We start from the raw sequence: 26,581 nt of genomic DNA, 5'->3' as shown, positions 1-26,581 counted from the left end.
TGCGTGCCCCGAACGGACGAAGGGTAGTGCTCGCGCGGACACGACCGGTCCGTGCGACGTACGCACGGAGACATCGGAAAGGCCGGACGCACATGGCTCAGCCCTTCACCCTGCCGGACTTCTACGTTCCGTATCCGGCGCGGCTCAACGTCCATGTCGAGGAGGCACGACAGCACACCAAGAAGTGGGCGCGCAGCATAGGGATGCTGGAGGGTTCGGGTATCTGGGAGGAGAAGGACCTCGACTCCCACGACTACGCGTTGCTATGTGCGTACACCCACCCCGACTGCTCGTCCGAGGCCCTCTCGCTGGTCACCGACTGGTACGTGTGGGTCTTCTTCTTCGACGACCATTTCCTGGAGCTGTTCAAGCGCACCCCCGACCGTGAGAGCGGCAAGCGGTATCTGGACAGGTTGCCGGCGTTCATGCCGATGGACCGTGGGGCCGAGATGCCGGAGCCGACGAATCCGGTCGAGGCGGGGCTGGCAGATCTGTGGGCGCGGACGGTGCCGGTCATGTCCGACGCCTGGCGGGTCCGGTTCGCCGAGTCGACGACGAACCTGCTCAATGAGTCGCTGTGGGAGCTCGCCAACATCAACGAGGGGCGTATCGCGAACCCTGTCGAGTACATCGAGATGCGCCGCAAGGTGGGCGGTGCCCCTTGGTCGGCGGGTCTCGTGGAGTACGCGGCAGGCGCGGAGGTCCCCGGTTCGGTGGCCGGCGAACGTGCGCTTCAGGTGCTGCGGGACGCCTTCTCCGACGGCGTACATCTGCGCAATGACCTCTTCTCGTACCAGCGGGAGGTCGAGGACGAGGGTGAGAACAGCAATGGCGTGCTGGTCCTTGAGCACTTCCTCGGCTGCTCCACGCAGGAAGCCGCCGATGCGGTGAACGATCTGCTGACATCGCGGCTGCAGCAGTTCGAGAACACGGTGCTCACCGAACTCGGTCCGCTCTGCGTGGAGAAGGGGCTGGACCCGACGGACACAGCGGCGGTTCTGGCGTACGTCAAGGGGCTGCAGGACTGGCAGTCGGGCGGTCATGAGTGGCACATGCGCTCCAGCCGCTACATGAACGACGGCGGTGCCCGTGAGGAAGCGCTCGGCTTCGGTATGGCCGCGGCGTCGATCCGTTTCACCCCCCGCTCGGAGACGGCCCGGCTGCGCAGCCACTCCCATGTGCCGTACCAGCATGTCGGCCCGTCCCTGCTGCCCGATTTCGAGCTGCCGTTCGGTACGACGCTCAGCCCGCATCTGGACGGGGCGCGGGTCCGCATCGTCGACTGGGCGACCCGTATGGGGATTCTGGAGGCACAACCGGGGGTGCCGGGTTCACACATCTGGGACGAGGAGCGGCTCGTCGCGATCGATCTGCCGCTGTGTGCGGCGGGTCTGCACCCGGATGCGACACCGGAGGAGCTGGATCTGTCCTCCCAGTGGCTGACGTGGGGGACGTACGGCGACGACTGGTTCCCGGTGGTGCACGGGCGGGCTCACGACCTGGCCGGGGCCAGGCTCGCCAATGAGCGTCTGTCTCTGTTCATGCCCCTGGACGGGTCCGGGACGCCCGAGCCGGTCAACGCTCTGGAGCGGGGGCTCGCCGATCTCTGGGCGAAGACCTCGGCCCCGATGGACGCGAGCGGACGCCGCGCCTTCCGGACGGCGGTCGAGGACATGACCGCGAGCTGGGTGTGGGAGCTGGCGAACCAGGTGCAGAACCGCATTCCGGACCCGGTGGACTACATCGAGATGCGACGGAAGACCTTCGGTTCGGATCTCACGATGAGTCTGTGCCGGCTGGGGCACGGCAGGAAGGTGCCGGCGGAGATCTACCACAGTGGTCCGCTGCGCTCGCTGGAGAACGCGGCGGCGGACTATGCGTGTCTGCTCAACGACCTGTTCTCGTACCAGAAGGAGATCGAGTACGAGGGTGAGGTGCACAACGGCGTCCTGGTGGTGCAGAACTTCTTCGGGGTGGACTATCCGACCGGGGTGGCGATCGTGCACGACCTGATGCAATCGCGGCTGCGGCAGTTCCTGCACGTCGCCGAGCAGGAACTGCCCCTGCTGTATGACGACTTCGAGCTGGACGCGGAGGCGAGGGAGATCCTGGCCGGGTACGTGCAGGAGCTCAAGCACTGGATGGCGGGCATCCTGATCTGGCACCGGGACTGCCGGCGCTACCGCGAGCAGGATCTGCGGCGGGGCACCGGCACCCCATGGCACCTCAGCGGTCCCACGGGGCTCGGCGTCTCGGCGGCGCGGGTGACGGCGCTGTTCGCTCAGCCCTCGGCCACCAGCGTGTAGCGCCCGCCCGCACGCGCCTTGAAGACCTTCTCGCCGCTCGCGAACAGCGAGCTGCGGACGGTCACTTCGCGGCTACGGCTCGCCGTGATCACCACACGGCGGGCCTGCCCCGCGGCCCATTCGATGTCGACGGTGAAGCCGCCCCGGGCGCGAAGCCCGCGCACGCCGGTGCCGCCGTCGCCGCACCTGGTAGGCGCCGTAGCCGCGGCGCGCCTGGCCGAGCTCGGCGGCGACGGCGTCCGGGCCGAGAGCGCCCTGAGTGTCGAGGCGTTGCTGTACGCCGGAAAGGGCGCCGGGCCTGGGTGCGGTCCAGTTGCCGAAGTCGTAGCCCCCGGCGGAACCCGGGCCGCCGGTCCACAGCGTCTTCTCGTTGAAGGTGAGCCGCTCGGAGGCCAGTGTTCCGTACACGCTCGCGCCGAGCGCACCGCCGCCGATGGGCAGCGACTCACGCTCCCAGCTCGCGGCCGGGGTGTCGTACCGGAGCGTCGGTTCCGCCGATTCCTTCGAGTACGCGGAGCCTTTCACCTCCGTCGATTCATCGGAGGTAATGGCGGCTGCCGCCGTGCCGGAAAGCGCAGGGATTCCCAGCGCCAGAACGCCGATTGCGCCAATAGCTGTCTTCACTGTGGTGCGTCGCGTCGTCCGAATGTCATGCGGCCGACGGTAAAGGTCCGATGATCGCCTCGGCAAGGCACATGACAAAGCGGCCCCTTGGACAGAGGCCGCCAACACTTGGACAGATGGGTCAGGCATGCGCCCGAAGCCGCCCGATGCGTACGGGCGACCGGCGAGGGGACGGTGTCAGCCCTGCTGGAACAGCTCGGCGGGCAGAGGCTTCAGCAGGGTGTACAGATCGTCGGTGATCGGCCGGTCCCAGCTGGCGATGGTGACGAGCACGCCATCGCTGCGGTCGAACTGGACGCAGGAGATCCGGCTCTCGGAGAGCTTGACGCGACGGACGATCAGCAGGTTGTCGCCCTGCATCACGGGCATGTCCTCGGTGCCGGTGACCTCGACCGGCTCGTCGTTCTCGAGCGCGAGCAGCAGCTGGGCGACCTCGAACGGGACCTGACCCTCCTCGGTCTCGCGGGCGGGCGAGCCCTCCGGGAGATTACCGATGATCATCGCGGGGCCGCGGCCGCCGAACAGGTCGTAGCGCAGAAAAACGCCCTGGCAGCTCCCGTCGGGCGCGGGCAGCAGACCGGCGCCGAGGTTTCCGGGCCAGTCCCCCGGGTCCATGGCCAGGACGTCGAAGTCGGGGCCCGCGGGTGTGGCGGCACTACGGCGGCGGAGGAAGGACATGCAGACATGTTACGTGTCCGGGCTCACGTTGCGGAGCCGGGTCTGCGTCGGCCGAAGCAAAGCCGGGTCCACGGCGCGGGCTCCGGCGGGCCCGGTGGCCGCACTCCGGCGGTTCGGCGGCCCGCGCTCCCACGGCTCCCCGGCCCTGCCCCTAGCCGGATTCCGCGGCCAGCGCCTTCAGCACGTCGACGGCCTCGGCAGCCCGGTCGTAGGGAACGAACAGGTGGTCGTGATGGAAGCCGGCCACCACATTGCAGCTCAGCCCGGCATCGGTGAGCGCCAGGGACACTGCGGCGGTGAGCCCTACCGCGTCCAGCGCGGAGTGGACCCGCAGAGTGATCCAGCCCGCCACGTAGTCGTATCGCAGCCCTGCGGATACGGCTTCCGTCTCCGGCAGTACCAGGGTGAGCCCTTCGGGCTCGGTGACCGTGACGACCGGATTGACGCCTTCGGGCATCACACCGTCGGGCGCGGTGGCGAAGACATGGCGCCCCGGGTTCAGCTCCGGCCGCAAGCCGCTCAGCAGGGTTCGAAGATCGCTCTCACCTGTCACGACCACCACGCTACGTGGTGCGGTGGCGCTCGTGGTGACGTGCGACCCGGGCGCGGTTTCCGCAGGACGGCTTGCACCACTCCTGGCGGGGATGCTCCTTGATGAAGTGGCGCACGCGGCGTGGGGCATGGCAGGCACGCAGGGCCGTGCGGTCCGGTCCGGCGAGGAAGCCGATGGCCACACGGGCAAGGGCGGCGGGCAGGACGTCCCCTTCCGGCGTTCCGTCGGTCGGGTGGTCATGGGCGACAGGATCGCGGTCCTGCGCCCAGTCGAGGCGTGGCACGGTCGGGGCTGCGGCAGCGGCGGCGTCGAGCCGGCGGAGCGCCTCTTCGACGGGCAGCAGCCGTCCGGCGTCGGCGGGGCTCGGCTCGCCGGGGCGGACGGCATACGCGAAGAGCGCCCGAACGGCGTCGCGCAGCAACCGCACGGCTTCGAGGCCCTGCTCGTCGGCCGCCCAGGTTTCGCCGGCCGACGCATCGCCGAGCAGGGCTGGCAGTTCGCCTCGGACGCGGGTGGGGTGAAGGGCCGCGACCTCATGGAACGCCCCTGTGCCGCGCTCACCTTCTCGTGGTCTCCCCCGGCCCGGCAGGTCCGGGTGCCCGGGCCCGTGGTCACGGAGAGTGCCGAGCAGAGCGCGGCAGACTTCCTGGCCCGGGGTGCGGGGGCCAGGGCCGAGTCGCTGCCCGGGCGGCAGAGCAGTCCGCTCGGTGACCTCGCGGAGCGCGACGCGGCGGTACGGGAATCGCCGGCACGCCTGGAGCGGGAGCCGGATCTCGTACCGCGGGGCTGGACGCTGCACACGGTGCGCTTCCGCAGAGGGTGGAGTTCTGGCAGGGCGACAAGCAACGCAGGCACACACGGCTCAACTATGGGTGCGCGAGCTGTTGTGGCCCTGAAGAGCGGCTTCGGGCGTTCGATGCTCAGGTGAGGTCGAACTCGCCGTCGCGGGCGTTCACCACGAAGGCGCGCCATTCGGCCGGGGTGAAGATCAGCGACGGGCTGCCGGGTTTTCCGGCGTTGCGCATCGCGATGAATCCTTCGACGAAGGCGATCTGGACGTCGCCGGCGCCCTGACTGCCCGACTGCCAGTCCGCGTCGCTGAGATCGAGGTCCGGCTTGTCCCAGCCCGCAAAGGGCTGCCGGCTGGTGGCGCTCTCCGTCACGTCGGCTCCTCCCGCTTGTCGTCCCGGGCCAAAGCCTAGCCACCGGCGGCGGCCTGGGACAGGCCGCGGGCCGGGCTTCCACCGGTCCGGGACAGACCGCGGTCAGCGGGTGGGAGGCTCGGCTCCGACCAACCACATGGAGAAGAACTGCGCCCCTCCGCCGTACGCATGGCCGAGCGCCTTTCGCGCCCCCGCCACCTGGTGCTCGCCCGCCTGTCCCCGTACCTGCAAAGCGGCTTCGGCGAAACGGATCATGCCGGAGGCGCCGATGGGATTGGTGGAGAGCACTCCGCCCGAGGGATTCACGGGCAGATCGCCGTCGAGTTCGGTGACGCCGGACTCGGTGAGCTTCCAGCCCTCGCCCTCATCGGCGAAGCCGAGGTTCTCCAGCCACATCGGTTCGTACCAGGAGAACGGCACGTACATCTCGACGGCATCGATCTCCCTTCGGGGGTCGCCGATCCCCGCCTGCCGGTACACATCGGCAGCGCAGTCCTTGCCCGCCTGCGGCGAGACGAAGTCCTTGCCGGCGAAGAGCGTCGGTTCACTGCGCATCGCGCCGCCGTGCACCCAGGCGGGCGGAGACGGCGAACGGTCCGCACCGGCACGGTCGGTGAGGATCATCGCGCAGGCCCCATCGGAGGACGGGCAGGTCTCCGAGTAGCGGATCGGGTCCCAGAGCATCGGTGCGGACTGGACCTTCTCCAGGGTGATGTCCGGGTCATGGATGTGCGCGTACGGATTCTTGAGCGCGTTGCGACGGTCCTTGTACGCGACGAGGGAGCCGACCGTTTCCGGCGCTCCGGTGCGGCGCATGTAGGCACGGACGTGCGGGGCGAAGAAGCCGCCCGCGCCCGCCAGCAGCGGCTGCTGGAACGGGATGGGCAGCGAGAGGCCCCACATGGCGTTGGACTCCGACTGTTTCTCGAAGGCGAGCGTGAGGACAGTACGGTGCACCCTCGCGGAGATCAGATTGGCGGCGACGAGTGCGGTGGAGCCGCCGACCGAGCCCGCGGTGTGCACCCTGAGCATCGGCTTGCCGACCGCGCCGAGGGCGTCGGCGAGATAGAGCTCCGGCATCATCAGGCCCTCGAAGAAGTCGGGTGCCTTGCCGATGACGACGGCGTCGATGTCCGCCCAGGTCAGCCCCGCGTCCTCCAGCGCACGGACGGCGGCCTCGCGGACGAGTCCGGCGATGGAGACGTCCCGGCGGGCGGAGACGTGCTTGGTCTGGCCGATGCCGACGACGGCCACGGGCTCCTTAGGCATGAGCACTCTCCCCTTCGAGGACGGCGACCAGGTTCTGTTGCAGGCACGGCCCGGAGGTGGCATGGGCGAGTGCCCGGTCGGACTCGCCGCGATGGATGCGGGCCGCGGCCTCGCCGAGGCGGATCAGCCCGGCGGCCATGACGGGGTTGGCGGCGAGCGCACCGCCGGACGGGTTGACGGTGACGCTGCCGTCGAGCCCGAGCGCCTTGCGCAGCACCACCTCCTGGGAGGTGAACGGGGCGTGCAACTCGGCGGTGTCCACCGGCCGTTCGAAGACCCCGGCGTGTTCGGCTGCGAGCCGGGTGGACGGCGATTCGGTCAGCTCCCGGACCCCGAGACTGTGGGGCTCGATACGGTGGTCGATACCGCGGATCCAGGCGGGGCGGGGGCACAGGGCCCGCGCCGTGTCGTCGGCGGCGAGGATCACAGCAGCCGCACCGTCTCCTACCGGCGGGCAGTCACCGGTCCGCAGCGGCTGTACGACATACTCGCCGGCCGGGACCGGGCCGGCGATCCGGGCGTGCGGGTTGTCCGCGGCGGCGGTGCGGTTACGGGCGGCGATCGCGGCGAGGGCGGCCCCATCGGTTTCGCCCGAGTCGATCAGCGCCTGGGCCTGGAGTGCGGCGAGTGCGACGGAGTCGGGCCAGAGCGGGCCGACGTAGTACGGGTCGAGCTGGCGGGTGAGGACGTCGCGCACCTCGCCGGGCGAGGACTTCCCGTAGGAGTAGACGAGCGCGGTGTCGGCCTCCCCCGTCTGGATCTTCACCCATGCCTCGTACAGTGCCCAGGCGCCGTCCATCTCCACATGGGACTCGGAGATCGGCGGGTGGGCGCCGACACCGTCGAGGGCCATGGTGAAGGAGAAGGCGCGGCCGGCGAGGTAGTCGCTGGATCCCGAGCAGGTGAAGCCGATGTCACGCGCCCTGAGGCCGGTCGCGTCGAGGACCTCGTGCAGGACCGGCATGAGCATTTCGACCTCGGAGAGTTCGTCGGTTCGCCGCAGATGATCCGTCTGCGCGAAGGCGACGATCGCTACGTCTCGCATCTACAGCAGCTCCTTGTACGCGTCGTAGTCGGCGTCCGGCTCTCCGGTGGGCCGGTAGTGGTCGGGGTGGCGGCCGTCCTCGGTCCAGACGGGCTCGACCCGCAGGCCCATCCGCACCTGGTCGTACGGGATGCCGCCGATCCGTCCGTGCAGGGCGAGGTCGGCGCCGTCGAGGGCGATGTGGGCGTAGACGTACGGGACCTCGATGTCGAGGTTCTTCGCCTTGATGTTGACGATGCAGTACGTGGTGACGGTGCCGCGCGGGCCGACCTCGACCTGTTCGGCGGTGGCGACCCCGCAGGTGGGGCAGGCGCCGCGGGGCGGGACGTACACCTTGCGGCAGGACGGGCAGCGCTCGCCGACGGTGCGCTGCTCGGAGAGGGCGTTGAGGTACGCGCTCTGGGCGCGGCCGGGAGCGTATGTGTAGTCGAGGCGGGCCGGGGTGACGATGCCGGTGACAGGGTCGGCGAACTCGCCGCTGTGCGGCATGCTTTCGGCCGTCGCCTCGCCCTCGTACGGTTCGAAGCAGGCGATGTCCGTGATGGCACCGGTGCGCTGCGGAGCCCAGCGGATCCGGACCCGCATACCGGTGTTCACGGCTTCGGGTCCCGGCGCGTCGAGGACATGCAGCAGGGCTGTGTCGGCCCCGTCCAGCTTGACCAGCACCCAGGCGAACGGGGCGGCCAGGGGCTGGTCGCGGCGCGGGGCCGGGTTCCACGCCCAGGTGGTGACGGTGCCGGTGGTGGCGACCTCGGTCAGTTCGCGCAGTTCCTCGGCGGTGACGGGGTCGTACTCGACGGGCGGGACCAGGACCTTTCCGTCACCGGTCCGCACGCCGAGCACGGTCCGTTCGCGCAGCCCGGTCAGGAAGGCGCTCTGGACCGGGCCGAGAGAGCGGGTGAAGGGGAACTCGACCACCAGTGGTGCGCTGAGGACGTCGGGCACGGTTGTCTCCTTGGCTCAGGCGCGCCGGTAGACGGGCGGGCGCTTCTCGGCGAAGGCGCGGGCGCCTTCCTTGGCGTCGGCGGTCGCGAAGACCGGCCAGCCGCGCTTCAGTTCGGCGGCGAGCCCATCGGTCTCGGTCATTTCGGCGGTCTCGTACACGGAGGCCTTGACGGCCTCGACGGCGAGCGGGCCGCAGGCGTTGATCCGCTCGGCGACGTCGAGGGCCTGTTCCAGTGCGGTGCCGTCGGGGACGACTCGGCCGATCAACCCGATGCGGGCCGCTTCGTCGGCGCTGTACGGGCGTCCGGTGAGAAGCATTTCGAGAGCGTGGGTGCGGGCGATCTGGCGGGGCAGCCGTACCGTCGAGCCGCCGATGGGGAACAGTCCGCGCTTGACCTCGAAGAGTCCGAAGGTGGCGCTCGCACCGGCGATACGGATATCGGTGCCCTGCAGGATCTCGGTTCCGCCCGCCACGCAGTGGCCCTCGACGGCGGCGATGACCGGCTTGCGGGGGCGATGATGGCGCAGCATCGCCTTCCAGTGCAGATCGGGGTCGGCGGTCATCCGGTCGCGGTACTGCTCGCCGTCCATCCCCTTGCCCGCCAGGGCTTTGAGGTCCATGCCGGCGCAGAAGCAGCCGCCCGCGCCGGTGAGGACCACCGAGCGAACGGTGTCGTCCTCGTCCGCCGCCAGCCAGCCGTCGTACAGCCCGACCAGCATCGGCAGCGAGAGTGCGTTCTTCGCCTCCGGCCTGTTCAAGGTGAGCACCAGTGTGGCGCCCTCGCGTTGCACGGTGAGGTGTTCCGTACCACCCATTGCCTGCCTCCCGTCTCAAGACCTAGAACAGGTTGCAGTAGGTGGGCATCCAGTTCAATACTTTTCTGACAGTCAGTCAGATTTCTTCGACGGCACCCCTTCACACTTGTGCCTCCCAGCGCTCTAATGACCGCCGAGCCATTCAGCATCCGGGGTCAGGAGGAACGGTGGAGTACAACCTTGCCGACCTGTTCGAGTCGGTCGTCGACGCGGTCCCGGAACGCGAGGCGCTCGTCTACCTCGATCACCCCGGTACGGGTGCGGAGCGCCGCCTGACGTACGCGGAACTGGACGCGGCCGCCAACCGCATCGCCCACCATCTGATCGAGGCGGGCATCACTCCCGGCGAGCATCTGGGGCTGCACCTCTACAACGGAGTCGAATACCTCCAGACGGTACTGGCCTGCCTCAAGGCCCGTATCGTCCCCGTCAATGTCAACTACCGTTATGTAGAAGAGGAGTTGGTCTACCTCTACCGTGATGCGGATCTGGCGGCGCTGGTCTTCGACGCCGAGTTCGACGAACGGGTCTCGGCCGCGGCACCGAAGGCCCCGGACCTCCGTCACCTGATCCGGGTGGGAGCACCGGTTTCAGGCGTCCGCGGGCCGGACGCCGTGGCGTTCACGGACGCCGAGGCGGCCGGGAACCCGGAACGCGGCTTCGCACCGCGGTCGGCCGACGACCAGTTCATCATCTACACCGGGGGCACGACCGGAATGCCCAAGGGTGTGATGTGGCGCCAGGAGGACCTCTTCTTCTCCGGCCTCGGCGGCGGTGCACCGACCGGTGAGCCGGTGAAGACCCCGCAGGAGCTCGCCGAGCGGGTGGCCGCGGGCGGTGACGGGATCACCTTCTTCCCCACCCCCCCGCTGATGCACGGCACCTCGACGCTCACCGCGTTCATCGGTTTCAACTTCGGGCAGCGGGTCGTGATCCACCGCAAGTTCGTGCCCCAGGAGGTGCTCCGTACGATCGAGAAGGAGAAGGTCACCAGCGTGTCCCTGGTGGGCGATGCGATGCTGCGGCCGTTGATCGACGCACTGAAGGGCCCGCTGAAGGGCACCGACTGTTCGTCGATGTTCTCCATCTCCAGCTCGGGCGCGATCATGTCGGACTCGGTGCGTGCGGAGTTCCAGGCACTGGTGCCGACGGTGATGCTGCTGAACAACTTCGGCTCGTCGGAGTCCGGGTTCAACGGTACGGCGACGGCCGACTCCGGCCCGGAGAAGGGGTTCCGGCTCCAGGTCAACTCCCGTACGGCGGTGGTCGATCCGGCGACGTACGAGCCGGTTGTTCCGGGCGAGCCGGGGCGGATCGCCCAGCGCGGCCATGTGCCGCTCGGGTACTACAACGACCCGCAGAAGACCGCGGAGACGTTCTTCCGCAGGGGTGACGAGCGCTGGGTCCTGCTCGGTGACATGGCGACCGTCGACGCGGACGGCATCGTCACGGTCCTCGGCCGGGGTTCGCAGTGCATCAACACCGGGGGCGAGAAGGTGTATCCCGAAGAGGTCGAGCAGGCACTGAAGGCCCATCCGGATGTGTACGACGCGCTGGTCGCCGGGGTGCCCGACGAACGGTGGGGAAATCATGTCGCGGCGGTGGTGCAACTGCGCGAAGGGGCGGTCGAGCCCTCGCTCGACGACGTCCAGGCGCACTGCAGGACCCGCCTGGCCGGCTACAAGATCCCCCGCCGACTGGTGATCACCCCGCGGATCCAGCGCTCACCGAGCGGCAAGGCCGACTACCGGTGGGCCCGCTCGGTCGTGGCCCCCCGGCGCGGACCCGAGGACTGAGACCGGGAAGCGGGGGTCGAAAGTCACCCGGATGGCGCCCGGCCCGGTGCACCCGAGGACCACCCGGACGGGCTCCGGCCAGGATCACCCGAGTGCGCCGTCGCGCGTCGGCTCCGCACACCGGGCGGCGGCCACGGACTGAGCCATTCGGGGACGCTGTGTACCCGACCGCTCACCCTATGTGGCAATGGGGGGAAATCGCCCATAGCGTCGGCTCATGAGGAAACGACACATCATGAGCCTTGTCTCTGTCTCGGTCGTCTCGGCCGCGGGACTCGTCGTCTCGGCCGCGGTATTCGGGGCGGCGGTTCCGTCCAGCACCGTCGCGAGCCCGCGTGTGGTGCACCCCGGCGGGTCGATCCAGAAGGCCGTGAACGCCGCCAAACCGGGCGACACGGTCGTCGTCATGCCCGGCACGTACCACGAGACCGTCCTGATCGACAAGAAGGGCCTGACCCTGCGCGGCCTCGGCGGCCGAACCGTCATCAAGCCCCCCACGGGAAAGACGCAGTCCACCGACGCCTGCGCGAAGGCCGGCAGCGGCATCTGCGTCCTGGGCAAGAAGGGGCGTACCGTCGACGGCGTGAGCATCGATTCGCTCACTGTCTCCGGATTCAAGAAGAACGGCGTCTGGGCCTCCTGGACGGACCAGCTGACCGTCCGGCGCGTGACCTCCGAGCACAACGGCGTCTGGGGCATCGCCCAGGAGCGCTCCACCCGCGGCCGGTTCACGGGCAACACCGCCCACGCCAACGGCGACGCGGGTCTCTTCGTCGCGAACACTGTGGACGAGGAGGGCGGCGCCACCGACACCCGCGGCACCGAGATCCAGGACAACACGCTGGCGGACAACCGGATCGGTTTCACCGCCAGGCGCGTGAGAAACCTGTCGGTCCATGACAACACCTTCACCGGCAACTGCAGCGGTGCCTTCATCGTGGGCGACGAGGGCAAGCCGCAGGCCGGAGCCATGACGATCCAGTCCAACCAGATCACCGACAACAACAAGTACTGCGCCAAGACCAAACGCCTGCCCGCCATCCAGGGTTCCGGCATCGTGCTCACCGGCGCCGCGGACACCCAGGTCCGCTCGAACACGATCAGCAACAACGTGGGCGCCACGCCGCTCTCCGGCGGCGTCGTGCTGTTCAAGAGCTTCGTGGGCACGAAGAACACCGGCCACACCATCAGTGCCAATGTCGCGCTCGGCAACAAGCCGGCCGACCTGGTCAATGGCGACACCGGCAAGAACAACACCTTCGTCGCCAACGTCTGCAAGAAGTCCACACCGGCCGGGATGTGCTGACCGGTGCACCCTCGCACTAGGAGAAGCGAAACAGCATGACCACTGTGAGTCCCACCCCCGCACCTACCCCCGTACACGCCGCCCTCCCGCACCCCGTCACGCCCCCTCAGCCGGCCATGCAGCTGCGAGAGATCGTCTTCGGCGCGGCCCGCGCGGCCGCCGTGCGCGCCGCCGCCCGGCTGGGTGTCGCCGACGCGCTGGGCGAGACGCCCGCGACCGCGCAGGAACTCGCGACGCTGGTGAAGACCGAGCCGGTGCCCCTGCGCCGGCTGCTGCGCGCGCTGTCCTGCTACGGGATCTTCGCCGAGACGCCGGACGGGTACTTCACGCACACCGAGATGTCCCGCCTGCTGCGCGAGGACGACCCGAACAGCCTGCGCAATATCTCCCTGTGGTGCACCGAGCCCTGGACCTGGGACGTCTGGCCGCGCCTCGACGAGGCGGTGCGCACCGGCAAGAGCGTCTTCGCGGACGTGCACGGCAAGGGGTTCTTCGACTACCTCCACCAGGACGCCCACGAGTCGGCCCAGATCTTCAACCGGGCCATGACCACCTCCAGCATGCAGTCCGCGTTGGATGTCGCCGAACTCCTCGACCTCACCGGGGTGTCCGCGGTCGCCGACATCGGCGGCGGCCAGGGACACGTGCTGGCCAGCCTGCTGGAGAAGCACCCGTCGCTGCGCGGTACCCTGATGGACCTGCCGGGCGTGGTGGCACGTGCCGACGCCCGGCTGCGGGACGAGGGTCCGCTCGTCGACCGGACCCGTATCGTGGCCGGGGACTGCCGCGAGGCCATCCCCGTCAAAGCCGATCTCTACATCATCAAGAACATCCTGGAGTGGGACGACGACAGCACGCGCAGGACGTTGCGCAATGTCGTCGCGGCAGCCCGCCCCGGAGCCAGGGTCGTCGTCATCGAGAACCTCGTCGACGACACCCCGTCGATGCGGTTCACGACCGCGATGGACCTGCTGCTGCTCCTCAACGTCGGTGGTGCGAAGCACACAAGGGAGAGCCTGGTGACCCGGATCTCGGATGCCGGGCTGCTGATCGACAGGGTCGTCCCGGTCAACCCCTACCTCCACGCGTTCGAATGCGTGGTCCCCGACTGATCTTCCTGCCGGGCGAACTTTCCCCGGGAACAAGGGAAATCGCCCCGGGTCCGGCCATTCGGCCGGACCCGGGGCGATTTTCCGTCTCAAGCGGTGGTGCCGCGCTCCCACCGGTAGAACTCGTGGGCCATGGCGTCCTTGGGGCTGCGCCAGGTCTTCGGGTCGTACGCGCTCACATATGCGGTGAGCTTGTCGCTGATGTCCTTGAACGCCGGGTGCCGCGTCACCTTGGCGATCTCGGGACCCGGCGGACGGTCCGATTCGATCAGGTGCAGATAGACGTCGCCGAACTGGAAGAGCTTGCGCCTGGTGACGCCGACGAGGTGCGGCAGTTCAGTGCTGTCGGAGGCGGCGAACAGCTCGGCGATGTCCGGCGCCGAACCCGGCGCCATCCGGGCGACGATCAGAGCGTGGTGCATCGTGGGATGCCTTTCTGGTTCCCGGCCCGGCCGCCCGGCCCTGCGGCCGGGCGGCGGGTCGTGGGCGGACGGCTGGTCAGCCGGCGGAGACCGAGGCGGTACGGCGCTCCCGGGCGCGCTGCTCGATCTTGTCCCGGATGAGCTCCATCTGGACCTTGGAGTTGCGGTTGATGTTGTCGGTCATCCACGCGTCGTCGACGGGGGCGTCGGGCCGCATCGCGAATTCCTGGGACCAGCGCATCTTCGTACCGCCGGGGACCTCCGAGTACTCCCACCGGATGTTCATGTGCTGGAACGGGCCCGGCTCGACACGGCGGGCACGGACCGTGCGTGCGGCGCGGTCGACGGTCCGCTCGGAGACCCAGCTCCAGACCTTGTCGTTCTCGTCGGGGTGCATGGTCAGGCGGAACGTCGTGCTGTCGCCATCCCGTTCGATGACTTCGACCGCGGAGTACTCACTGAACAGCCGCGGCCAGTTCTCCAGATCATTCGTCACGTCCCAGACGAGGTCCAGGGGGGCGGCGATGGTGATCTCGTTCTCGGTGTGTCCGGACACTTCAGGCTCCAGTCATGAGGGTGGTGTTGACGAGGTCGAGGAATTCCTGGGGGGTCTTGCAGCGGTCGGCATCTGCCGGCAGCGCCCGGCCGTGCCGGTTCTCCAGCACGCCCACGATGCCGAGAAGGCCGAGCGAGTCGAGGCCGAACTCGTCGAAGGCGGACCCGGGGCGCTTCTCCATGTCCCGCGGGTCGACGGTGAGTCCGGCACCCTTCTTCATCAGGACGGCGAGTTCCGTGTAGGTCAGTCGGTCGGTCATGAGGACTTCTCCTTACTCACACTTGGATGTCGGTGGGGCGCCGCAGCACCATCGCCGCGTTCGAGCCCATGAGCCCGCGGCTGAGCACGAGCGCCGTCCGCAGTTCCGCGGGGCGCGCCTGGCCGGTGACCACATCGAGGTCGTGGCACACGTCGAAGACGTTGGGGGTGGGCGGTATCAGCGCGTTCTCCATGGAGAGCACGGCAGCGGCCACATCCAGCACCGGCGCACCGCAGTAGGCACGCCCGATGCCGCTCTTGGGCGCTGTCACCGGTACCTGTCGGCCGTGCGCACCGAGTGCGTCCGCAATCGCGAGCGCCTCGGCGCGGTCGGCCGCCGGTACGCCGAGGGCGTCCGCGAAGACGACGTCGATCTCGTCCGGCGCGCAGTCGGCCTCCCGCAGGGCACCGATGATCGCCTGGGCGAGGCCCTCCCGGGACTCCTCCCACCGGGCCGCTCCGGTGAACGTGGCGGCATGCCCGGCGACTTCGGCCCGGACACGGGCCCCGCGCCGACGGGCCGACTGCTCCTCCTCGACCACCAGCATGGCGCCGCCTTCGGCCGGCACGAAGCCGCAGGCGTCCGAGGTGAACGGCCGGTAGGCGCGGGTGGGGTCGTCTCGGGTGCTCAGGTCCTCGTACCCGAGCTGGCAGACGACCGAGTAGGGCGCCAGCGGCGCCTCGGCCGCGCCGACCACCACCGCTTCGGTACCGCGGCGGATCGAACGGGCGGCATGCGCCAGCGCATCCAGACCGCCCGCTTCGTCGCTGGCCACGACCGCGCACGGCCCCTTGAAGCCGCCACGGATCGAGATCTGTCCGGTGCTGGCGGCATAGAACCAGGCGATGGACTGGTACGGACCCACGTAGGTGGATCCCTGTCCCCACAGCCGTTGGAGTTCCCGCTGGCCGAATTCGCCGCCACCGGACCCGGCAGCGGTCACCACGCCGACGTCGAAGGGCGAATCCTCGTAGTCGGCGCGGCCCAGCCGGGCGTCGTCCAGCGCGATGTCCGCGGCGGCCATCGCGAAATGCGTGAACCGGTCGGTCTGGACGATGAAGCGCTCTTCGATCAGCTCCGCCGCCTCGAAGCCCCGCACCTCGCCCGCGACCCGCAGCGGAAGCTGCTCGCACCCCTCGCGGGTGACCCGGTCGAGGACGCTGATCCCTTCGTGCGTCCTCTTCCAGAAGGCTTCGGTGTTGGTGCCGTTGGGGGCGACGACACCGATACCGGTGACTACGGTGCGCCGCGCTCTACGGGTTTTCATGGTGTCCTCCCACCTGTTCTCGTCAAGGCCACCGCGGATTGGAAGCCGCCGAACCCGCTGCCGACCGAGAGGACGCTGCGCAGCTTCAGGGGACGTGCGGTGCGTGGCACGTAGTCGAGGTCACACTCCGGGTCCGGGCTCTCGTAGTTCGCCGTCGGCGGCACCGTCTGGTGGACCAGGGCGAGTACGCAGGCGGCGATCTCTATGGCCCCGATCGCCCCCAGCGAGTGGCCGACCATGGACTTGATCGAACTCATCGGTACGTCGTAGGCGTGCGCGCCCAGTGCCCGCTTCACGGCGGCCGTCTCGTGCCGGTCGTTCTGCTTGGTGCCCGAGCCGTGCGCGTTGACGTAATCGATCTGCGAGCCGTCCATGCGGGCGTGGTCGAGGGCCCGGTTGATCGCCTCGGCCATCTCCAGCCCTTCGGGGGTCAGCCCGGTCATGTGGTAGGCGTTGCCGAAGGTGGCGTAGCCCGCGATCTCGCAGTACACGGTCGCGCCCCGGGCTCGGGCGTGCTCCAGCTCCTCCAGCACGAGCACCGCTCCGCCCTCGCCCATGACGAAGCCGTCGCGGCGGGAGTCGAACGGCCTGGAGGCATGTTCCGGGTCGTCGTTGTTCGCGGAGGTGGCCTTGATCGCGTCGAAGCACGCCACCGTGATCGGGGTGATCGGTGAGTCGGAAGCCCCTGCGATGCAGACGTCGACGCGGCCTTCCTCGATGGAGTGGAAGGCGTACCCGATCGCGTCTAGACCGGAGGTGCAGCCCGTGGAGACGGTCTGCACAGGGCCGTGCGCGCCGACCTGTTCGGCCACCGCCGAGGCGAGGGAGCTGGGTGAAAAGGCTCGCTCCAGATGCGGACCGGCCGGCCGGTGGTCGACATCCCAGCGGGCGCCGCTGCCGCTGACGGCGACATAGTCGTGCTCCAGTCGGGTGGTTCCGCCGACCGCGGTGCCCAGCGACACACCCATCCGCCAGGGGTCCACCTTCTCCGGGTCGAGGCCCGCGTCACCGAGTGCCTCCCTGGCGGCAACCATCGCGAACTGGACGTACCGGTCCGACCTGGCGACCTGGTCCGCGTCCAGTCCGTGCGCCGCCGGGTCGAAGTCGCACTCGGCGGCGATGCGGGAGCGGAAGCCGGCCGGGTCGAAGAGCGTGATGCCCCGGGTGGCGGTGCGTCCGTTCGCGAGGAGGTCCCAGAAGGCCGGTGCGCCGATGCCGCCGGGGGCCACGACGCCGACACCGGTGACCCCCACGCGGCGGGTCATGAGACGGTCTCCGTTCGTTCCGGCGGCGCGATGCCCTCGCCGGACTCCGTGTGCTCTGTGTCGACGTGGCCGAGTTCCGGGCGCGGGGCGAGGGGGCCGAGGTGGAAGACCATGCGTGCCTCGACGTCGCCCACGTTTCGGAATCGGTGGCGTACATGGGGAGGGATCAGCAGGCCCTGGTCGGGCCGCATCCGGTGCGGTTCACCGTCCAGATCCACCTCCAGGAGACCGTTCACGACGTACACGAACTCCTCGGAGTACGGGTGGTAATGCTCGCCGATGCGGTCGCCGGGCTGAACGATGGCCAGCCCCATGAATCCGCTGGTGGCTCCCACGGCCGTAGGCGTGAGCATGGCGCGAAGGTCGCCTCCGCGCCTGCGGTTGGGCTGCGTCTCGCTGAGGTCCACGATGCGTGGCCGGTGCATGGTCATGACTGCTTTCCTCCTGGCGCATTGCGCGTTGTGATGACGGGTTGAGCGAGAACCCCCCAGGGTGCGGATGCGCGATTCAGGACTCCGTGGTCTGCCGATCCGTGATCAGGGTCATCTCGGACTCCGTAAGGAAGTGCGGGATCCCCTGCTCGGTCGTGGGCACGGCATTCGCGCCGCCGTCGAGGAGGCGTCCGAGTCTGGCCACCTTGCCGGGGCCGTCGATGCCGACCGCCTGGGCCGGCTGCGCGTCGATCGGTTCGACCGCTTCGAGGAGGCGGACGACGACGTCGTCGCGTTGGAAGATGGTGCTGCTGTCGATGATGCTCGCCGGGTCCTCGGCCGCCTCCTCGTCATGGCCGGCGAGCAGCCGGGCGAGTGCCATGCCGCAGCCCTCCTTGGCCTGGTAGAAGAGTGCGTGCCGACGGATGTTCTCGGCCTTGTGCCGGCCCGCGGTCACGTGGTGGACCGTCGGGAGCGCCGCTCGGGTGAAGAACATCCGGGCGGAGTCCGGGTCGTTGAGGTCCCGGTCCTGTTCCAGGTACGGGTTGATGGCCTCTTCGACGGCCCTGACCTCGGGCTGCCGGGCGACGTGCCGCAGGGCCGCGAGGAGGTCGCCCTCGACCTCGACCGCCCGTACGACGCGGTTTCCGTGCATGAAGAGCGAAGTGCGGCGCAGTCGGGTGTCTTGGTCGACACGAGCTTTCGGGGACTCGTAATCGGCCAGGATCTTCGCCACGATGTCCTCTGTTCCCGGCTTGACGGTGAAGGTGAGCGCGTGCCGCACCACCCCGTCACCCAGCCGGGGTGACGCCTGCAGGCGGCCCTTGGCCGCCTCGGGCGCCAGCTCGAACGCCTTGCCGGTCTCCCGCAGCACGCTGAAGCGCAGCGAACGGGTGTTGCGTACGCAGCTGTGCAGCGGCTGGACCGTCGCGACGTGCTCCTCACTGTTCACCCAGGCGAGGAACGGCGGTGCGCTCTCCCACTCGCTGGTGATCAGCCACTGGGAGGGGTTCTCGATGGACTGGCACAGCTGGTCGCTGATGTGCCCGGGGACGGATGCCACCTGATTGCGCAGGTGCTCATACGCCTCCAGGAACTGCTTCTGGGCCCCGTCGTACAGGTCCAGCAGCAGAACCACACGCAGCCTGGAACCGTCGAAGGCGGACTGGGAGATCCGTTCCGAGAGGGTGGTGGTCATCTTTCGATCTCCTTCGAGACAGTTTCGGGGTCAGGCCGGGTGGCATGCCGTCAACCGTCGGTTGGCGAGTGGATTCGGAGCGGGGACTCTCCCGGCGGACATGGTCGGTCCGCCCCCGTGACCGCGGGCATCGTCTCCGTGACCGATCGTGAAACGCTGGTCCGGGTGGCGCGAGATTTATGAACCGTTCAGGTGAGCGGCCGTCCGAACCGCTCCGACAAGGGCATTGAACAATGCATCCGAACGGCTTCCGAGCTGGAGCAACTGATGAACGAGAACGTCGACATTCGCGTACCGGTCCTCATCGTGGGCGGCTCCTTGGTGGGCCTGTCCACCTCACTTTTCCTCGGTCGGCTCGGCATCGAGCATCTACTGGTCGAGAAGCACCGATCCACCTCGACACATCCTCGCGGACGCGGCAACAACGTGCGCACGATGGAGGTGTTCCGCACGGCGGGTGCGGAGCCGGGCATCCGGGAGGCGGCCTCGGTCCTCGCCGACAACCACGGCATCCTGCAAGCCGGCTCGCTCACCGGGGACGACCAGGAGTGGCTGTTCAAGGAGATCGACCCGGGTGGCGGACTCGCCCGTTTCAGCCCGGCCGGCTGGTGTCTGTGCAGCCAGAACGATCTGGAACCCGTGCTGGTGAAGCTGGCCCGTGAACAGGGCGGGGACCTGCGGTTCTCCACCGAGATGCAGAGCTTCGACCAGGACGGGTCGGGAGTGGACGCAACACTCAAGAACCGGGAGACCGGAGAGCACATCAGTGTGCGTGCGGACTACCTCATCGCGGCCGACGGGCCGCGCAGCCCCATCCGTGAGCAGCTGCGCATCGACCGGACCGGGCCCGGTGATCTCTTCCACAACGTGAGCATCACGTTCCGCTCCCGGCAGCTCGCCGATGTAGTGGGTGACCGGCGCTTCATCGTCTGCTATCTGACCAACCCCGCTGCGGACGGCGCCCTGTTGCCGGTGGACAACGAGAAGGAGTGGGTGTTCCACGCGCCGTGGCAGCCCCAACTGGGCGAAACTCTGGAGGACTTCACCGACGAGCGGTGTGCCGAGCACATCCGTACGGCGGTCGGCGCTGCGGACATCGACATCGAGATCACCGGCAAGGCCCCGTGGCACGCCGCGGAGCGGGTCGCGGAGCGGTACGCGTCCGGCAGGGTCTTCCTCGCCGGGGACTCGGCCCATGAGATGTCCCCGACCGGGGCGTTCGGCTCCAACACCGGCATCCAGGACGCACACAACCTGGCCTGGAAGCTCGCCATGGTACTCAGGGGCGAGGCCGGCCCGGGTCTGCTGGACACATACGAGGCGGAGCGGCTTCCGGTGGCGCAGGCGACGAGCGCACGGGCCTCGGCGCGCTCCAGCGAGCACAGCCACCCGGGATACGCGGCGGCGCCGGGCGTGGGCGGCGGGAAACAGGGCGGCATGCTCACCGTGGCACTGGGCTACCGCTATGCCCGCGGCGCCGTGCTGGGTGCCGATCCGCAGCAGCCGGTGGTGCCGCAGGGAATGCAGTTGAACGGTCAACCCGGCAGCCGTGCACCGCATCTGTGGGTACGTCAGACCGGTGATCGCAAGTCCACACTGGATCTGTACGAGCGCACCCTCGTGCTGCTCACCGACGGTGAGGACGTGACGTGGCGGCGGGCGGCGGCGCGGGTCGCCGACCGCCTTTCGGTCCGGCTCCAGGCGTACGGCATCGGCCCGGGCGCCGATCTGGAGCCGGAGAACGGGGCCGACTGGGCCGAGATCCACGGCACGACGCCCGAAGGCGCCGTGCTGGTGCGTCCCGACGGCTTCGTGGCCTGGCGGTCGACGGGTTCCGTGGCCGACGCCGAGGCCACCCTCCACGAGGTCCTGACCTCCCTGCTGCACCGGACCTGACCCTGTCGCTGAGCACCCGGGGAATGCGTCAGACCAGACCGAACGACCGTAGCTCCGCGAGGAATTCTTCCGGCTTCGCGGTGTGGACGAGGTGTCCGGCCTCGATGGTGACGAAGCGGCCACGGGGTATCCGTCCCGCCATCCAGACCAGCCGGTCCTGGGCGATCTGGCTGGTGGGGCCGCCGCCGATGACGAGGGTCGGGGCGGTGATCTCGCCGAGGCGTTCCCGACCCTCCGGGTCCGGTTCGTTCAGCTGGGCGTTGGTCGACGGCACCACTTGCCAGTCGAAGTCCAGCCCCTCGTCGGGCCGTTCGACGGGGCCTCGTGGCGGGTCGAGCGGGAACGGCGGCGGGACCTCCTCCAGCACCAGCCGACCGATCAGTCCGGGTTCCTGCTCGGCGAGCAGATAGGCGGCAGCGGCGCCCATGGAGTGTCCGACCACCGTGGCGCCCGCCAGGTTGCGAGCCTCCAGAAAGGCGTGCAGATCGTCCCGGAACAGCTCGAAGGAGTAGCGGCCGGGCCAGTCGCTGAGGCCGTGCCCGCGGAAGTCGAATGCGTACACCCGGTGTTCATCGGCCAGGCGTTCGGCGATCTCGGTCCAGGTCCTGCTGTCGCCGCCGCGGCCATGGACGAGCACGACGGGCGGCGCCGACGGATCCCCCCATACCCGGTAGGCGAGCCGTGTGCCACCGGCCTGCACGCTGAGCACTTCCGGATCGAGGAAGGCGTTGACCGTACGGACGAAGGCACCCGGGTCGTCCAGCCAGGGGAAGTGCGCGGCGCCGCGCTGCACGACGAACTCGGCGTTCGGGAAGAGCGCTACCAGTTCGGCGGCGCGGTCGGGCGTCGGCCCTCCGTCGTACTCCCCCGCGAGGACGAGGACCGGCGCGGTCACGTTCCCCAGCGCGGCGGCGGTGGCGGCAGGATCGAAGACGCCGTCCTGGTAATAGACGTGCGCGGCCTCGGAGTCGGTCTGCCCGGGTGCGGTGGCGGCATGGGCCCGGGCGAGGGCGTCCCATCGCCCGTAGGTGAACGGCTCGACGGCGGACCACACCTCACCGGCATCGCGCCCCGACCAGATGTCCTCCAGGGCGGCCCGCCCGGCCGCGTACCACGGTTCGTCGCGGCGCAGTTCACCGGCTTCGCGCCAGTCCCGGTCGGTGACCTCGATGCCCACGGCCCGGGTGCCGGGTGTGATGAGCGTGATCGTGCGCAGCCGCTGCGGGTGCCGGGCAGCGTAGAGCGCGGCCAGATCGGCGGAGGCGGAGTGGGCGAGCAGGTCGATGCGTTCCTGGCCGAGGTGCTCGCGCAGCGCCTCGACATCGTCGACCAGCCGGTCGCAGCGGTACGTCGACGGGTCGTCCGGCACCGCGGAGTCCCCGGTACCACGCAGATCGAGTACCACGAGCTGCCGGTGGGCCGAGAGTCCGCCGAGGTCACCCAGGTACGCCCCGGCCCGCATCGGTCCACCGGGCAGACAGATGAGCGGAACGCCCGATCCGACGAGGCGGTAGGCGAGTTCGGTCCCGTCGTATGCGTGGAAGTTCGGCATGTACGCCATCCAAACAGGGCCGGCCGGCCGGAGCAGCCGTGTTCGGTGTGAGCGAATCCGCGAGAGGCGGCGCAGCGTGGCGGCAGCGGTGCAGGAGCGGGACGCGGATGAGCTGTGTCGCCCCTCTTGCCATGTGGCGGAACATCCTGAATTACTGCTACCGAAAGATCGACCGAATGATCGGTCGCCTGCACGGAAGAGGGAGATCCGGATGACGGCTCTGCTGGACGCGGCGGAACGACTGGGCCGCGACGAGCTGGAGGCACTCCAGCTGGAGCGGTTGCGGGCCACGCTGCACCACGTGTACGAGAACGTCGGCCACTACCGGGCCGCGTTCGACAAGGCCGGGCTGCACCCGGACGACTGCCGTACGCTCGCCGATCTCGCCCGCTTCCCCTTCACGACCAAGGCGGATCTGCGGGACAACTACCCCTTCGGCATGTTCGCCGTCCCCGAGGACCACGTACGGAGGATCCATGCGTCCAGCGGGACGACGGGCCGTCCCACCGTCGTCGGTTACACCCAGCGGGACCTGGACACCTGGGCGGACGTGGTCGCCCGCTCGATCCGGGCCGCCGGCGGCCGTCCCGGGGACAAGGTCCATGTGGCTTACGGATACGGCCTGTTCACCGGCGGGCTGGGGGCGCACTACGGGGCGGAACGGCTCGGCTGTACGGTCATCCCGGCGTCCGGTGGCATGACGGCCCGCCAGGTCCAGCTGATCCAGGACTTCCGGCCCGAGATCATCATGGTGACACCGTCGTACATGCTGACGCTCCTGGACGAGTTCGAGCGGCAGGGCGTCGATCCGCGGACGACCTCCCTGAAGGTCGGGATCTTCGGTGCCGAGCCGTGGACGGAGGAGATGCGGCGCGAGATCGAGGAGCGGTTCGCGATCGACGCGGTCGACATCTACGGTCTTTCGGAGGTGATGGGGCCCGGCGTCGCCCAGGAGTGCGTGGAGACCAAGGACGGGCTGCACATCTGGGAGGACCACTTCTATCCGGAGGTCGTCGATCCGTTCACCGGTGAGGTGCTGCCCCCCGGTGAGAAGGGCGAGCTGGTCTTCACCTCGCTCACCAAGGAGGCCATGCCGGTGATCCGCTACCGGACGAGGGACCTGACCCGGCTGCTGCCGGGCACGGCGCGGGTGTTCCGGCGGATGGAGAAGGTGACCGGGCGCAGCGACGATCTGGTGATCCTGCGCGGGGTGAATCTCTTCCCGACCCAGATCGAGGAGATTGTGCTGCGCACGCCGGGGGTGGCGCCGCACTTCCAGCTGCGGCTGACCCGCGAGGGCCGCCTCGACGCACTGACCGTGCGGGCGGAGGCACGGGCAGAGGCCACACCGGAACAGCGGACGGCCGCCGCGGAGTCGATCACGGCGGCCGTCAAGGACGGGATCGGGGTGTCTGTCGGGGTCGAGATCGTCGATCCCGAGACGCTGGAGAGGTCGGTCGGCAAGTTCAGGCGAGTCGTGGACGAGCGCGGGGGGCGTTAGGCCCCCTCATTCGGGCCTTCCCGGGATCGTGTTCGGACCTTTCCGGGCTCGTGCGGCCGTTCACTCCAGTCCTGTGCTTCCACGTGGAGCCTGCGGCTGCGGGCTCCTCAGCCTTCCGAACCGGCGATGGTGCAGGCGAGCTCGCCGTCCCGGGCGTCGCAGACGACTGTGTCGCCGGGGTTGAGCGTCCCGTCGAGCAGCATGTTCGACAGCCGGTTGTCCAGCTCGGACTGAATCGTGCGGCGCAGCGGCCGGGCGCCGAATTCGGGCTGGTAGCCGAGGTTGGCCAGCAACTCCTTGGCCGTCTCGGTGACTTCCAGATCGATCTTCTGCGCGTGCAGTCTGCGGCGGCTGCGTTCCAGCAGCAGGTCGACGATCCGGGTCAGATCCTTCCGGGTGAGAGCGTGGAAGACGACGATCTCATCGATCCTGTTGAGGAATTCGGGCCGGAAATGCGCCCGCAGCTCGGCCATGAGGTCGTCCCTGATCTCGTCCACCGAGCCCGAGTGGTCCAGGATGTGCTTCGACGCGATGTTGCTGGTCATGATGATCACGGTGTTGCGGAAGTCGACCGTACGGCCCTGCGCGTCCGTGAGCCGCCCGTCGTCCATGACCTGGAGCAGCAGATTGAAGACGTCCGGGTGGGCCTTCTCCACCTCGTCGAAGAGCAGGACGCTGTAGGGCTTGCGGCGTACCGCCTCGGTGAGCTGTCCGGCCTCCTCGTAGCCCACGTATCCGGGCGGGGATCCGACGAGCCGGGAGACGGTGTGCTTCTCCTGGAACTCACTCATGTCGAAGCGGACCATCCGGTCCTCCTCGCCGAACAGCAACTCCGCTATAGCCTTGGCAAGTTCGGTCTTGCCGACACCGGTGGGGCCGAGGAAGAGGAAGCTGCCGGTGGGACGGCCGGGGTCGCCCATGCCCGCCCGGCCACGACGCACGGCCTGGGCCACGGCGTCGACCGCCTCGTCCTGGCCGATCACGCGCTTGTGGAGCGCCTCTTCGAGCTTCATCAGCCGCTCACGCTCGGTCTCGGTGAGCTGTGAGACGGGGATACCGGTACGCCTGGACAGCACTTCGGCAATGTCCTCGGCAGTGACGTCGCCGACCTCGGCCCGTTCCCCGCCGAGATCGGCGAGTCGGCGCTCCGTCTCCTGGACGAGCGATTTGAGCTCGGCCGCGCGCTCGAAGTCCTCATTGCTGACCGCCTGGTCCTTCTCCCGGTTCAGCATGGTGAGCCGGTCCTCGAGGTCGGCGGCCTCGGTGCTGCCGCCCACACCGCGCAACGCCACCCGTGCCCCCGCCTGGTCGATGAGGTCGATGGCCTTGTCGGGCAGGAAACGGTCGGTGACATAGCGGTCGGACAGCACGGCTGCGGCGTCGATGGCCTCGTCGGTGATGCGCACCTGGTGATGCACCTCGTACGAGTCGCGCAGCCCACGCAGGATCTCGACGGTCTCGTCCACGGTCGGCTCGCACACCATCACGGGCTGGAAACGGCGTTCGAGGGCGGCGTCCTTCTCGATGTTCTTGCGGTACTCGTCGATGGTGGTCGCGCCGACCAGACTGAGATCTCCGCGGGCCAGCGCGGGCTTGAGAATGTTCCCGGCGTCCATGGCGCCTTCGCCTCCGCTCCCGGCGCCGACCACGGTGTGCAGCTCGTCGATGAACAGGATGATGTTCTTCTCCGCAGCGGTGACCTCGTCGATCACCTTCTTGAGCCGCTCCTCGAATTCGCCGCGGTACTTGGAGCCTGCGACGAGTCCGGCCATGTCGAGTGAGACGACCCGCCGGTCCTGCAGGGCCTTGGGTACGTCACCGGAGACGATCCGCTGTGCCAGCCCCTCCACGATGGCGGTCTTCCCGACGCCGGGATCGCCGATGAGCACGGGATTGTTCTTGGACCGGCGGGAGAGGATCTCCACGGTCTGCTCGATCTCGTCGGCCCGGCCGACCACAGGATCGAGCCGCCCGCTGCGGGCCTCCTCGGTCAGGTCACGCCCGTAGTCGTCGAGGGTCGGGGTGCTGCTGTGCCCGCCGGCCGCCGGCTGCCGGCTGCCGAAGCCCTCACGCAACGTCTGCGGGGAAGCCCCCTCGGAGCGCAGCATCTGTGCGGCACCGAAACTCGGGTCCTCCAGCAGCGCGCCGAGGATGTGTTCGGGGCCGATGTACGATGCGCCGCTTGCCTGGGACCGGGCGTGAGCGGCCAGCAGAGCCCGTTTCGCGGCAGGCGTCAGGGCTGGCTCCCCGTTCCCGCTGCCCGAGGGCAGCACCTCCTGCAGGTCCGCCGCCAGCTTGTCCGGATCGACGCCGGCCTGTTCCAGCAAGCCGCGGGCCGGCGCCACCTGGGTGGCGGCCCACAGCAGATGTCGGGTGTCCAGGTCGGCTCCGTCCTCGGCGGCCCGGCCGCCGGCAGCCGCCAGCAGCTCGTGCGAGGAGTCGCTGAGGAGGCGGCCGATGGGAACGCGTTGCACGGCCGGCGGAGAAGCCGCCGGGCTCATGCCGAAGAAGCGGTTGAAGAGGTCGGAGAACGGGTCGTCCGACCCGAAAGGCGAAGTCGTCACAGTGATCACCCGATCCGGCGCGGGCTGCCGCGGGCTCCGCACGACCGCGCGCCCCCTGCT

25 protein-coding genes are annotated in these 26,581 nt (G+C 69.2%); 6 read left to right on the top strand and 19 right to left on the bottom strand.

All coding sequences use genetic code 11. The features are described 5' to 3' along the window. Window positions 1-92: 92 nt before the first annotated feature. On the top strand, window positions 93-2,306 hold the full coding sequence (locus GA0115254_RS27230; RefSeq protein WP_093897926.1) for a terpene synthase family protein: 2,214 nt from the start codon (window positions 93-95) through the stop codon (window positions 2,304-2,306). Here GA0115254_RS27230 and GA0115254_RS47795 read toward each other — a convergent pair. The 10 genes from GA0115254_RS47795 to GA0115254_RS27180 all read right to left on the bottom strand — a co-directional run bounded on the left by GA0115254_RS47795 (window position 2,282) and on the right by GA0115254_RS27180 (window position 9,399). After that, a complete protein-coding gene (locus tag GA0115254_RS47795; protein WP_370740949.1) occupies window positions 2,282-2,470 on the bottom strand; it encodes a glycoside hydrolase family 95-like protein in 189 nt (62 codons plus the stop codon). The two genes, GA0115254_RS27230 and GA0115254_RS47795, sit on opposite strands and share 25 nt — an antisense overlap. Further along, a complete protein-coding gene (locus GA0115254_RS27225) occupies window positions 2,379-2,831 on the bottom strand; it encodes a glycoside hydrolase N-terminal domain-containing protein (protein WP_370740948.1) in 453 nt (150 codons plus the stop codon). The genes GA0115254_RS47795 and GA0115254_RS27225 overlap by 92 nt, the downstream gene beginning before the upstream one ends. 276 nt (window positions 2,832-3,107) lie before the next feature. Beyond that, entirely contained in the window at window positions 3,108-3,608 is a 501-nt protein-coding gene (locus tag GA0115254_RS27220; protein ID WP_018550733.1) for a hypothetical protein, read from the bottom strand. Between the two features lie 151 nt (window positions 3,609-3,759). Next, complete coding sequence (locus GA0115254_RS27215) at window positions 3,760-4,161, bottom strand: ACT domain-containing protein (protein WP_093897972.1); 402 nt, start codon at window positions 4,159-4,161, stop codon at window positions 3,760-3,762. A gap of 10 nt (window positions 4,162-4,171) precedes the next feature. Beyond that, on the bottom strand, window positions 4,172-4,960 hold the full coding sequence (locus GA0115254_RS47790) for a CGNR zinc finger domain-containing protein (RefSeq protein WP_370740947.1): 789 nt from the start codon (window positions 4,958-4,960) through the stop codon (window positions 4,172-4,174). A 121-nt stretch (window positions 4,961-5,081) separates the two neighbouring features. Continuing rightward, window positions 5,082-5,324, bottom strand: a complete 243-nt coding sequence (locus tag GA0115254_RS27200; protein WP_093897924.1) for a DUF397 domain-containing protein — start codon at window positions 5,322-5,324, stop codon at window positions 5,082-5,084. A gap of 102 nt (window positions 5,325-5,426) precedes the next feature. Beyond that, window positions 5,427-6,593 (bottom strand): thiolase domain-containing protein, encoded by a 1,167-nt coding sequence (locus GA0115254_RS27195; RefSeq protein ID WP_093897923.1) that lies wholly within the window; start codon window positions 6,591-6,593, stop codon window positions 5,427-5,429. Further along, the gene (locus tag GA0115254_RS27190; RefSeq protein WP_093897922.1) at window positions 6,586-7,638 is read right to left on the bottom strand and encodes a thiolase domain-containing protein; all 1,053 of its coding nucleotides are present in this window, start codon (window positions 7,636-7,638) and stop codon (window positions 6,586-6,588) included. The genes GA0115254_RS27195 and GA0115254_RS27190 overlap by 8 nt, the downstream gene beginning before the upstream one ends. Then, window positions 7,639-8,583 carry a Zn-ribbon domain-containing OB-fold protein gene (locus GA0115254_RS27185; RefSeq protein ID WP_093897921.1) on the bottom strand — a complete coding sequence of 315 codons (945 nt, stop codon included), beginning with the start codon at window positions 8,581-8,583 and terminating at the stop codon, window positions 7,639-7,641. It abuts the gene before it with no gap. Between the two features lie 15 nt (window positions 8,584-8,598). Next, window positions 8,599-9,399, bottom strand: coding sequence for a crotonase/enoyl-CoA hydratase family protein (locus GA0115254_RS27180; protein WP_093897920.1), 801 nt, complete (start codon window positions 9,397-9,399; stop codon window positions 8,599-8,601). Between the two features lie 167 nt (window positions 9,400-9,566). Between GA0115254_RS27180 and GA0115254_RS27175 the strand changes: the two genes are divergently transcribed. From GA0115254_RS27175 to GA0115254_RS27165, 3 genes are all read left to right on the top strand, one after another. After that, a complete protein-coding gene (locus GA0115254_RS27175) occupies window positions 9,567-11,195 on the top strand; it encodes an acyl-CoA synthetase (protein ID WP_093897919.1) in 1,629 nt (542 codons plus the stop codon). A gap of 235 nt (window positions 11,196-11,430) precedes the next feature. Beyond that, complete coding sequence (locus GA0115254_RS27170) at window positions 11,431-12,501, top strand: right-handed parallel beta-helix repeat-containing protein (protein ID WP_256102800.1); 1,071 nt, start codon at window positions 11,431-11,433, stop codon at window positions 12,499-12,501. Window positions 12,502-12,536: 35 nt separating this feature from the next. Next, on the top strand, window positions 12,537-13,613 hold the full coding sequence (locus GA0115254_RS27165) for a methyltransferase (protein WP_093897917.1): 1,077 nt from the start codon (window positions 12,537-12,539) through the stop codon (window positions 13,611-13,613). An 86-nt stretch (window positions 13,614-13,699) separates the two neighbouring features. Here GA0115254_RS27165 and GA0115254_RS27160 read toward each other — a convergent pair whose 3' ends face one another. From GA0115254_RS27160 to GA0115254_RS27130, 7 genes are all read right to left on the bottom strand, one after another. Beyond that, entirely contained in the window at window positions 13,700-14,032 is a 333-nt protein-coding gene (locus tag GA0115254_RS27160; protein WP_093897916.1) for a TcmI family type II polyketide cyclase, read from the bottom strand. Between the two features lie 76 nt (window positions 14,033-14,108). Continuing rightward, window positions 14,109-14,588, bottom strand: coding sequence for an SRPBCC family protein (locus tag GA0115254_RS27155; protein ID WP_093897915.1), 480 nt, complete (start codon window positions 14,586-14,588; stop codon window positions 14,109-14,111). A 1-nt stretch (window position 14,589) separates the two neighbouring features. After that, window positions 14,590-14,847: an acyl carrier protein gene (locus GA0115254_RS27150; RefSeq protein ID WP_093897914.1), complete on the bottom strand. Its 258-nt coding sequence runs from the start codon at window positions 14,845-14,847 to the stop codon at window positions 14,590-14,592. 16 nt (window positions 14,848-14,863) lie between these two features. Then, the gene (locus GA0115254_RS27145; RefSeq protein WP_093897913.1) at window positions 14,864-16,114 is read right to left on the bottom strand and encodes a ketosynthase chain-length factor; all 1,251 of its coding nucleotides are present in this window, start codon (window positions 16,112-16,114) and stop codon (window positions 14,864-14,866) included. After that, on the bottom strand, window positions 16,111-17,379 hold the full coding sequence (locus GA0115254_RS27140; RefSeq protein ID WP_093897912.1) for a beta-ketoacyl-[acyl-carrier-protein] synthase family protein: 1,269 nt from the start codon (window positions 17,377-17,379) through the stop codon (window positions 16,111-16,113). Before GA0115254_RS27140 ends, GA0115254_RS27145 begins: the two co-directional genes overlap by 4 nt. Further along, on the bottom strand, window positions 17,376-17,810 hold the full coding sequence (locus tag GA0115254_RS27135) for a cupin domain-containing protein (protein ID WP_093897911.1): 435 nt from the start codon (window positions 17,808-17,810) through the stop codon (window positions 17,376-17,378). Before GA0115254_RS27135 ends, GA0115254_RS27140 begins: the two co-directional genes overlap by 4 nt. Window positions 17,811-17,886: 76 nt before the next feature. Then, a complete protein-coding gene (locus GA0115254_RS27130) occupies window positions 17,887-19,008 on the bottom strand; it encodes a SchA/CurD-like domain-containing protein (protein WP_093897910.1) in 1,122 nt (373 codons plus the stop codon). 267 nt (window positions 19,009-19,275) lie between these two features. On the opposite strand from GA0115254_RS27130, the gene GA0115254_RS27125 reads away from it, so the two are divergent. Beyond that, window positions 19,276-20,904, top strand: a complete 1,629-nt coding sequence (locus tag GA0115254_RS27125; RefSeq protein WP_093897971.1) for an FAD-dependent oxidoreductase — start codon at window positions 19,276-19,278, stop codon at window positions 20,902-20,904. A 28-nt stretch (window positions 20,905-20,932) separates the two neighbouring features. Here GA0115254_RS27125 and GA0115254_RS27120 read toward each other — a convergent pair whose 3' ends face one another. Then, window positions 20,933-22,456, bottom strand: a complete 1,524-nt coding sequence (locus tag GA0115254_RS27120; RefSeq protein ID WP_093897970.1) for an alpha/beta fold hydrolase — start codon at window positions 22,454-22,456, stop codon at window positions 20,933-20,935. Between the two features lie 211 nt (window positions 22,457-22,667). Here GA0115254_RS27120 and paaK point away from each other — a divergent pair, with 211 nt between their 5' ends. Further along, window positions 22,668-23,957, top strand: coding sequence for a phenylacetate--CoA ligase PaaK (paaK, locus tag GA0115254_RS27115; protein ID WP_093897909.1), 1,290 nt, complete (start codon window positions 22,668-22,670; stop codon window positions 23,955-23,957). A 107-nt stretch (window positions 23,958-24,064) separates the two neighbouring features. Here paaK and GA0115254_RS27110 read toward each other — a convergent pair whose 3' ends face one another. Then, window positions 24,065-26,521 carry an ATP-dependent Clp protease ATP-binding subunit gene (locus GA0115254_RS27110; RefSeq protein WP_093897969.1) on the bottom strand — a complete coding sequence of 819 codons (2,457 nt, stop codon included), beginning with the start codon at window positions 26,519-26,521 and terminating at the stop codon, window positions 24,065-24,067. Window positions 26,522-26,581 lie beyond the last annotated feature (60 nt).

The sequence above is a fragment of the Streptomyces sp. Ncost-T10-10d genome, from assembly GCF_900091955.1.
In the GTDB taxonomy this organism is placed as follows: Bacteria; Actinomycetota; Actinomycetes; order Streptomycetales; family Streptomycetaceae; genus Streptomyces.
The sequence above is the reverse complement of the archived record's forward strand: the minus strand, read 5'-3'. Positions and strand labels throughout refer to the sequence as shown.

Bases quoted from the DNA above. Each gene is read 5' to 3' on its own strand.
- GA0115254_RS27230 (WP_093897926.1), top strand. From the start codon at position 93: ATGGCTCAGCCCTTCACCCTGCCGGACTTCTACGTTCCGTATCCGGCG.
- GA0115254_RS27220 (WP_018550733.1), bottom strand. From the start codon at position 3,608: ATGTCCTTCCTCCGCCGCCGTAGTGCCGCCACACCCGCGGGCCCCGAC.
- GA0115254_RS27195 (WP_093897923.1), bottom strand. From the start codon at position 6,593: ATGCCTAAGGAGCCCGTGGCCGTCGTCGGCATCGGCCAGACCAAGCAC.
- GA0115254_RS27190 (WP_093897922.1), bottom strand. From the start codon at position 7,638: ATGCGAGACGTAGCGATCGTCGCCTTCGCGCAGACGGATCATCTGCGG.
- GA0115254_RS27180 (WP_093897920.1), bottom strand. From the start codon at position 9,399: ATGGGTGGTACGGAACACCTCACCGTGCAACGCGAGGGCGCCACACTG.
- GA0115254_RS27170 (WP_256102800.1), top strand. From the start codon at position 11,431: ATGAGCCTTGTCTCTGTCTCGGTCGTCTCGGCCGCGGGACTCGTCGTC.
- GA0115254_RS27165 (WP_093897917.1), top strand. From the start codon at position 12,537: ATGACCACTGTGAGTCCCACCCCCGCACCTACCCCCGTACACGCCGCC.
- GA0115254_RS27160 (WP_093897916.1), bottom strand. From the start codon at position 14,032: ATGCACCACGCTCTGATCGTCGCCCGGATGGCGCCGGGTTCGGCGCCG.
- GA0115254_RS27150 (WP_093897914.1), bottom strand. From the start codon at position 14,847: ATGACCGACCGACTGACCTACACGGAACTCGCCGTCCTGATGAAGAAG.
- GA0115254_RS27145 (WP_093897913.1), bottom strand. From the start codon at position 16,114: ATGAAAACCCGTAGAGCGCGGCGCACCGTAGTCACCGGTATCGGTGTC.
- GA0115254_RS27140 (WP_093897912.1), bottom strand. From the start codon at position 17,379: ATGACCCGCCGCGTGGGGGTCACCGGTGTCGGCGTCGTGGCCCCCGGC.
- GA0115254_RS27135 (WP_093897911.1), bottom strand. From the start codon at position 17,810: ATGACCATGCACCGGCCACGCATCGTGGACCTCAGCGAGACGCAGCCC.
- GA0115254_RS27130 (WP_093897910.1), bottom strand. From the start codon at position 19,008: ATGACCACCACCCTCTCGGAACGGATCTCCCAGTCCGCCTTCGACGGT.
- GA0115254_RS27125 (WP_093897971.1), top strand. From the start codon at position 19,276: ATGAACGAGAACGTCGACATTCGCGTACCGGTCCTCATCGTGGGCGGC.
- GA0115254_RS27120 (WP_093897970.1), bottom strand. From the start codon at position 22,456: ATGCCGAACTTCCACGCATACGACGGGACCGAACTCGCCTACCGCCTC.
- paaK (WP_093897909.1), top strand. From the start codon at position 22,668: ATGACGGCTCTGCTGGACGCGGCGGAACGACTGGGCCGCGACGAGCTG.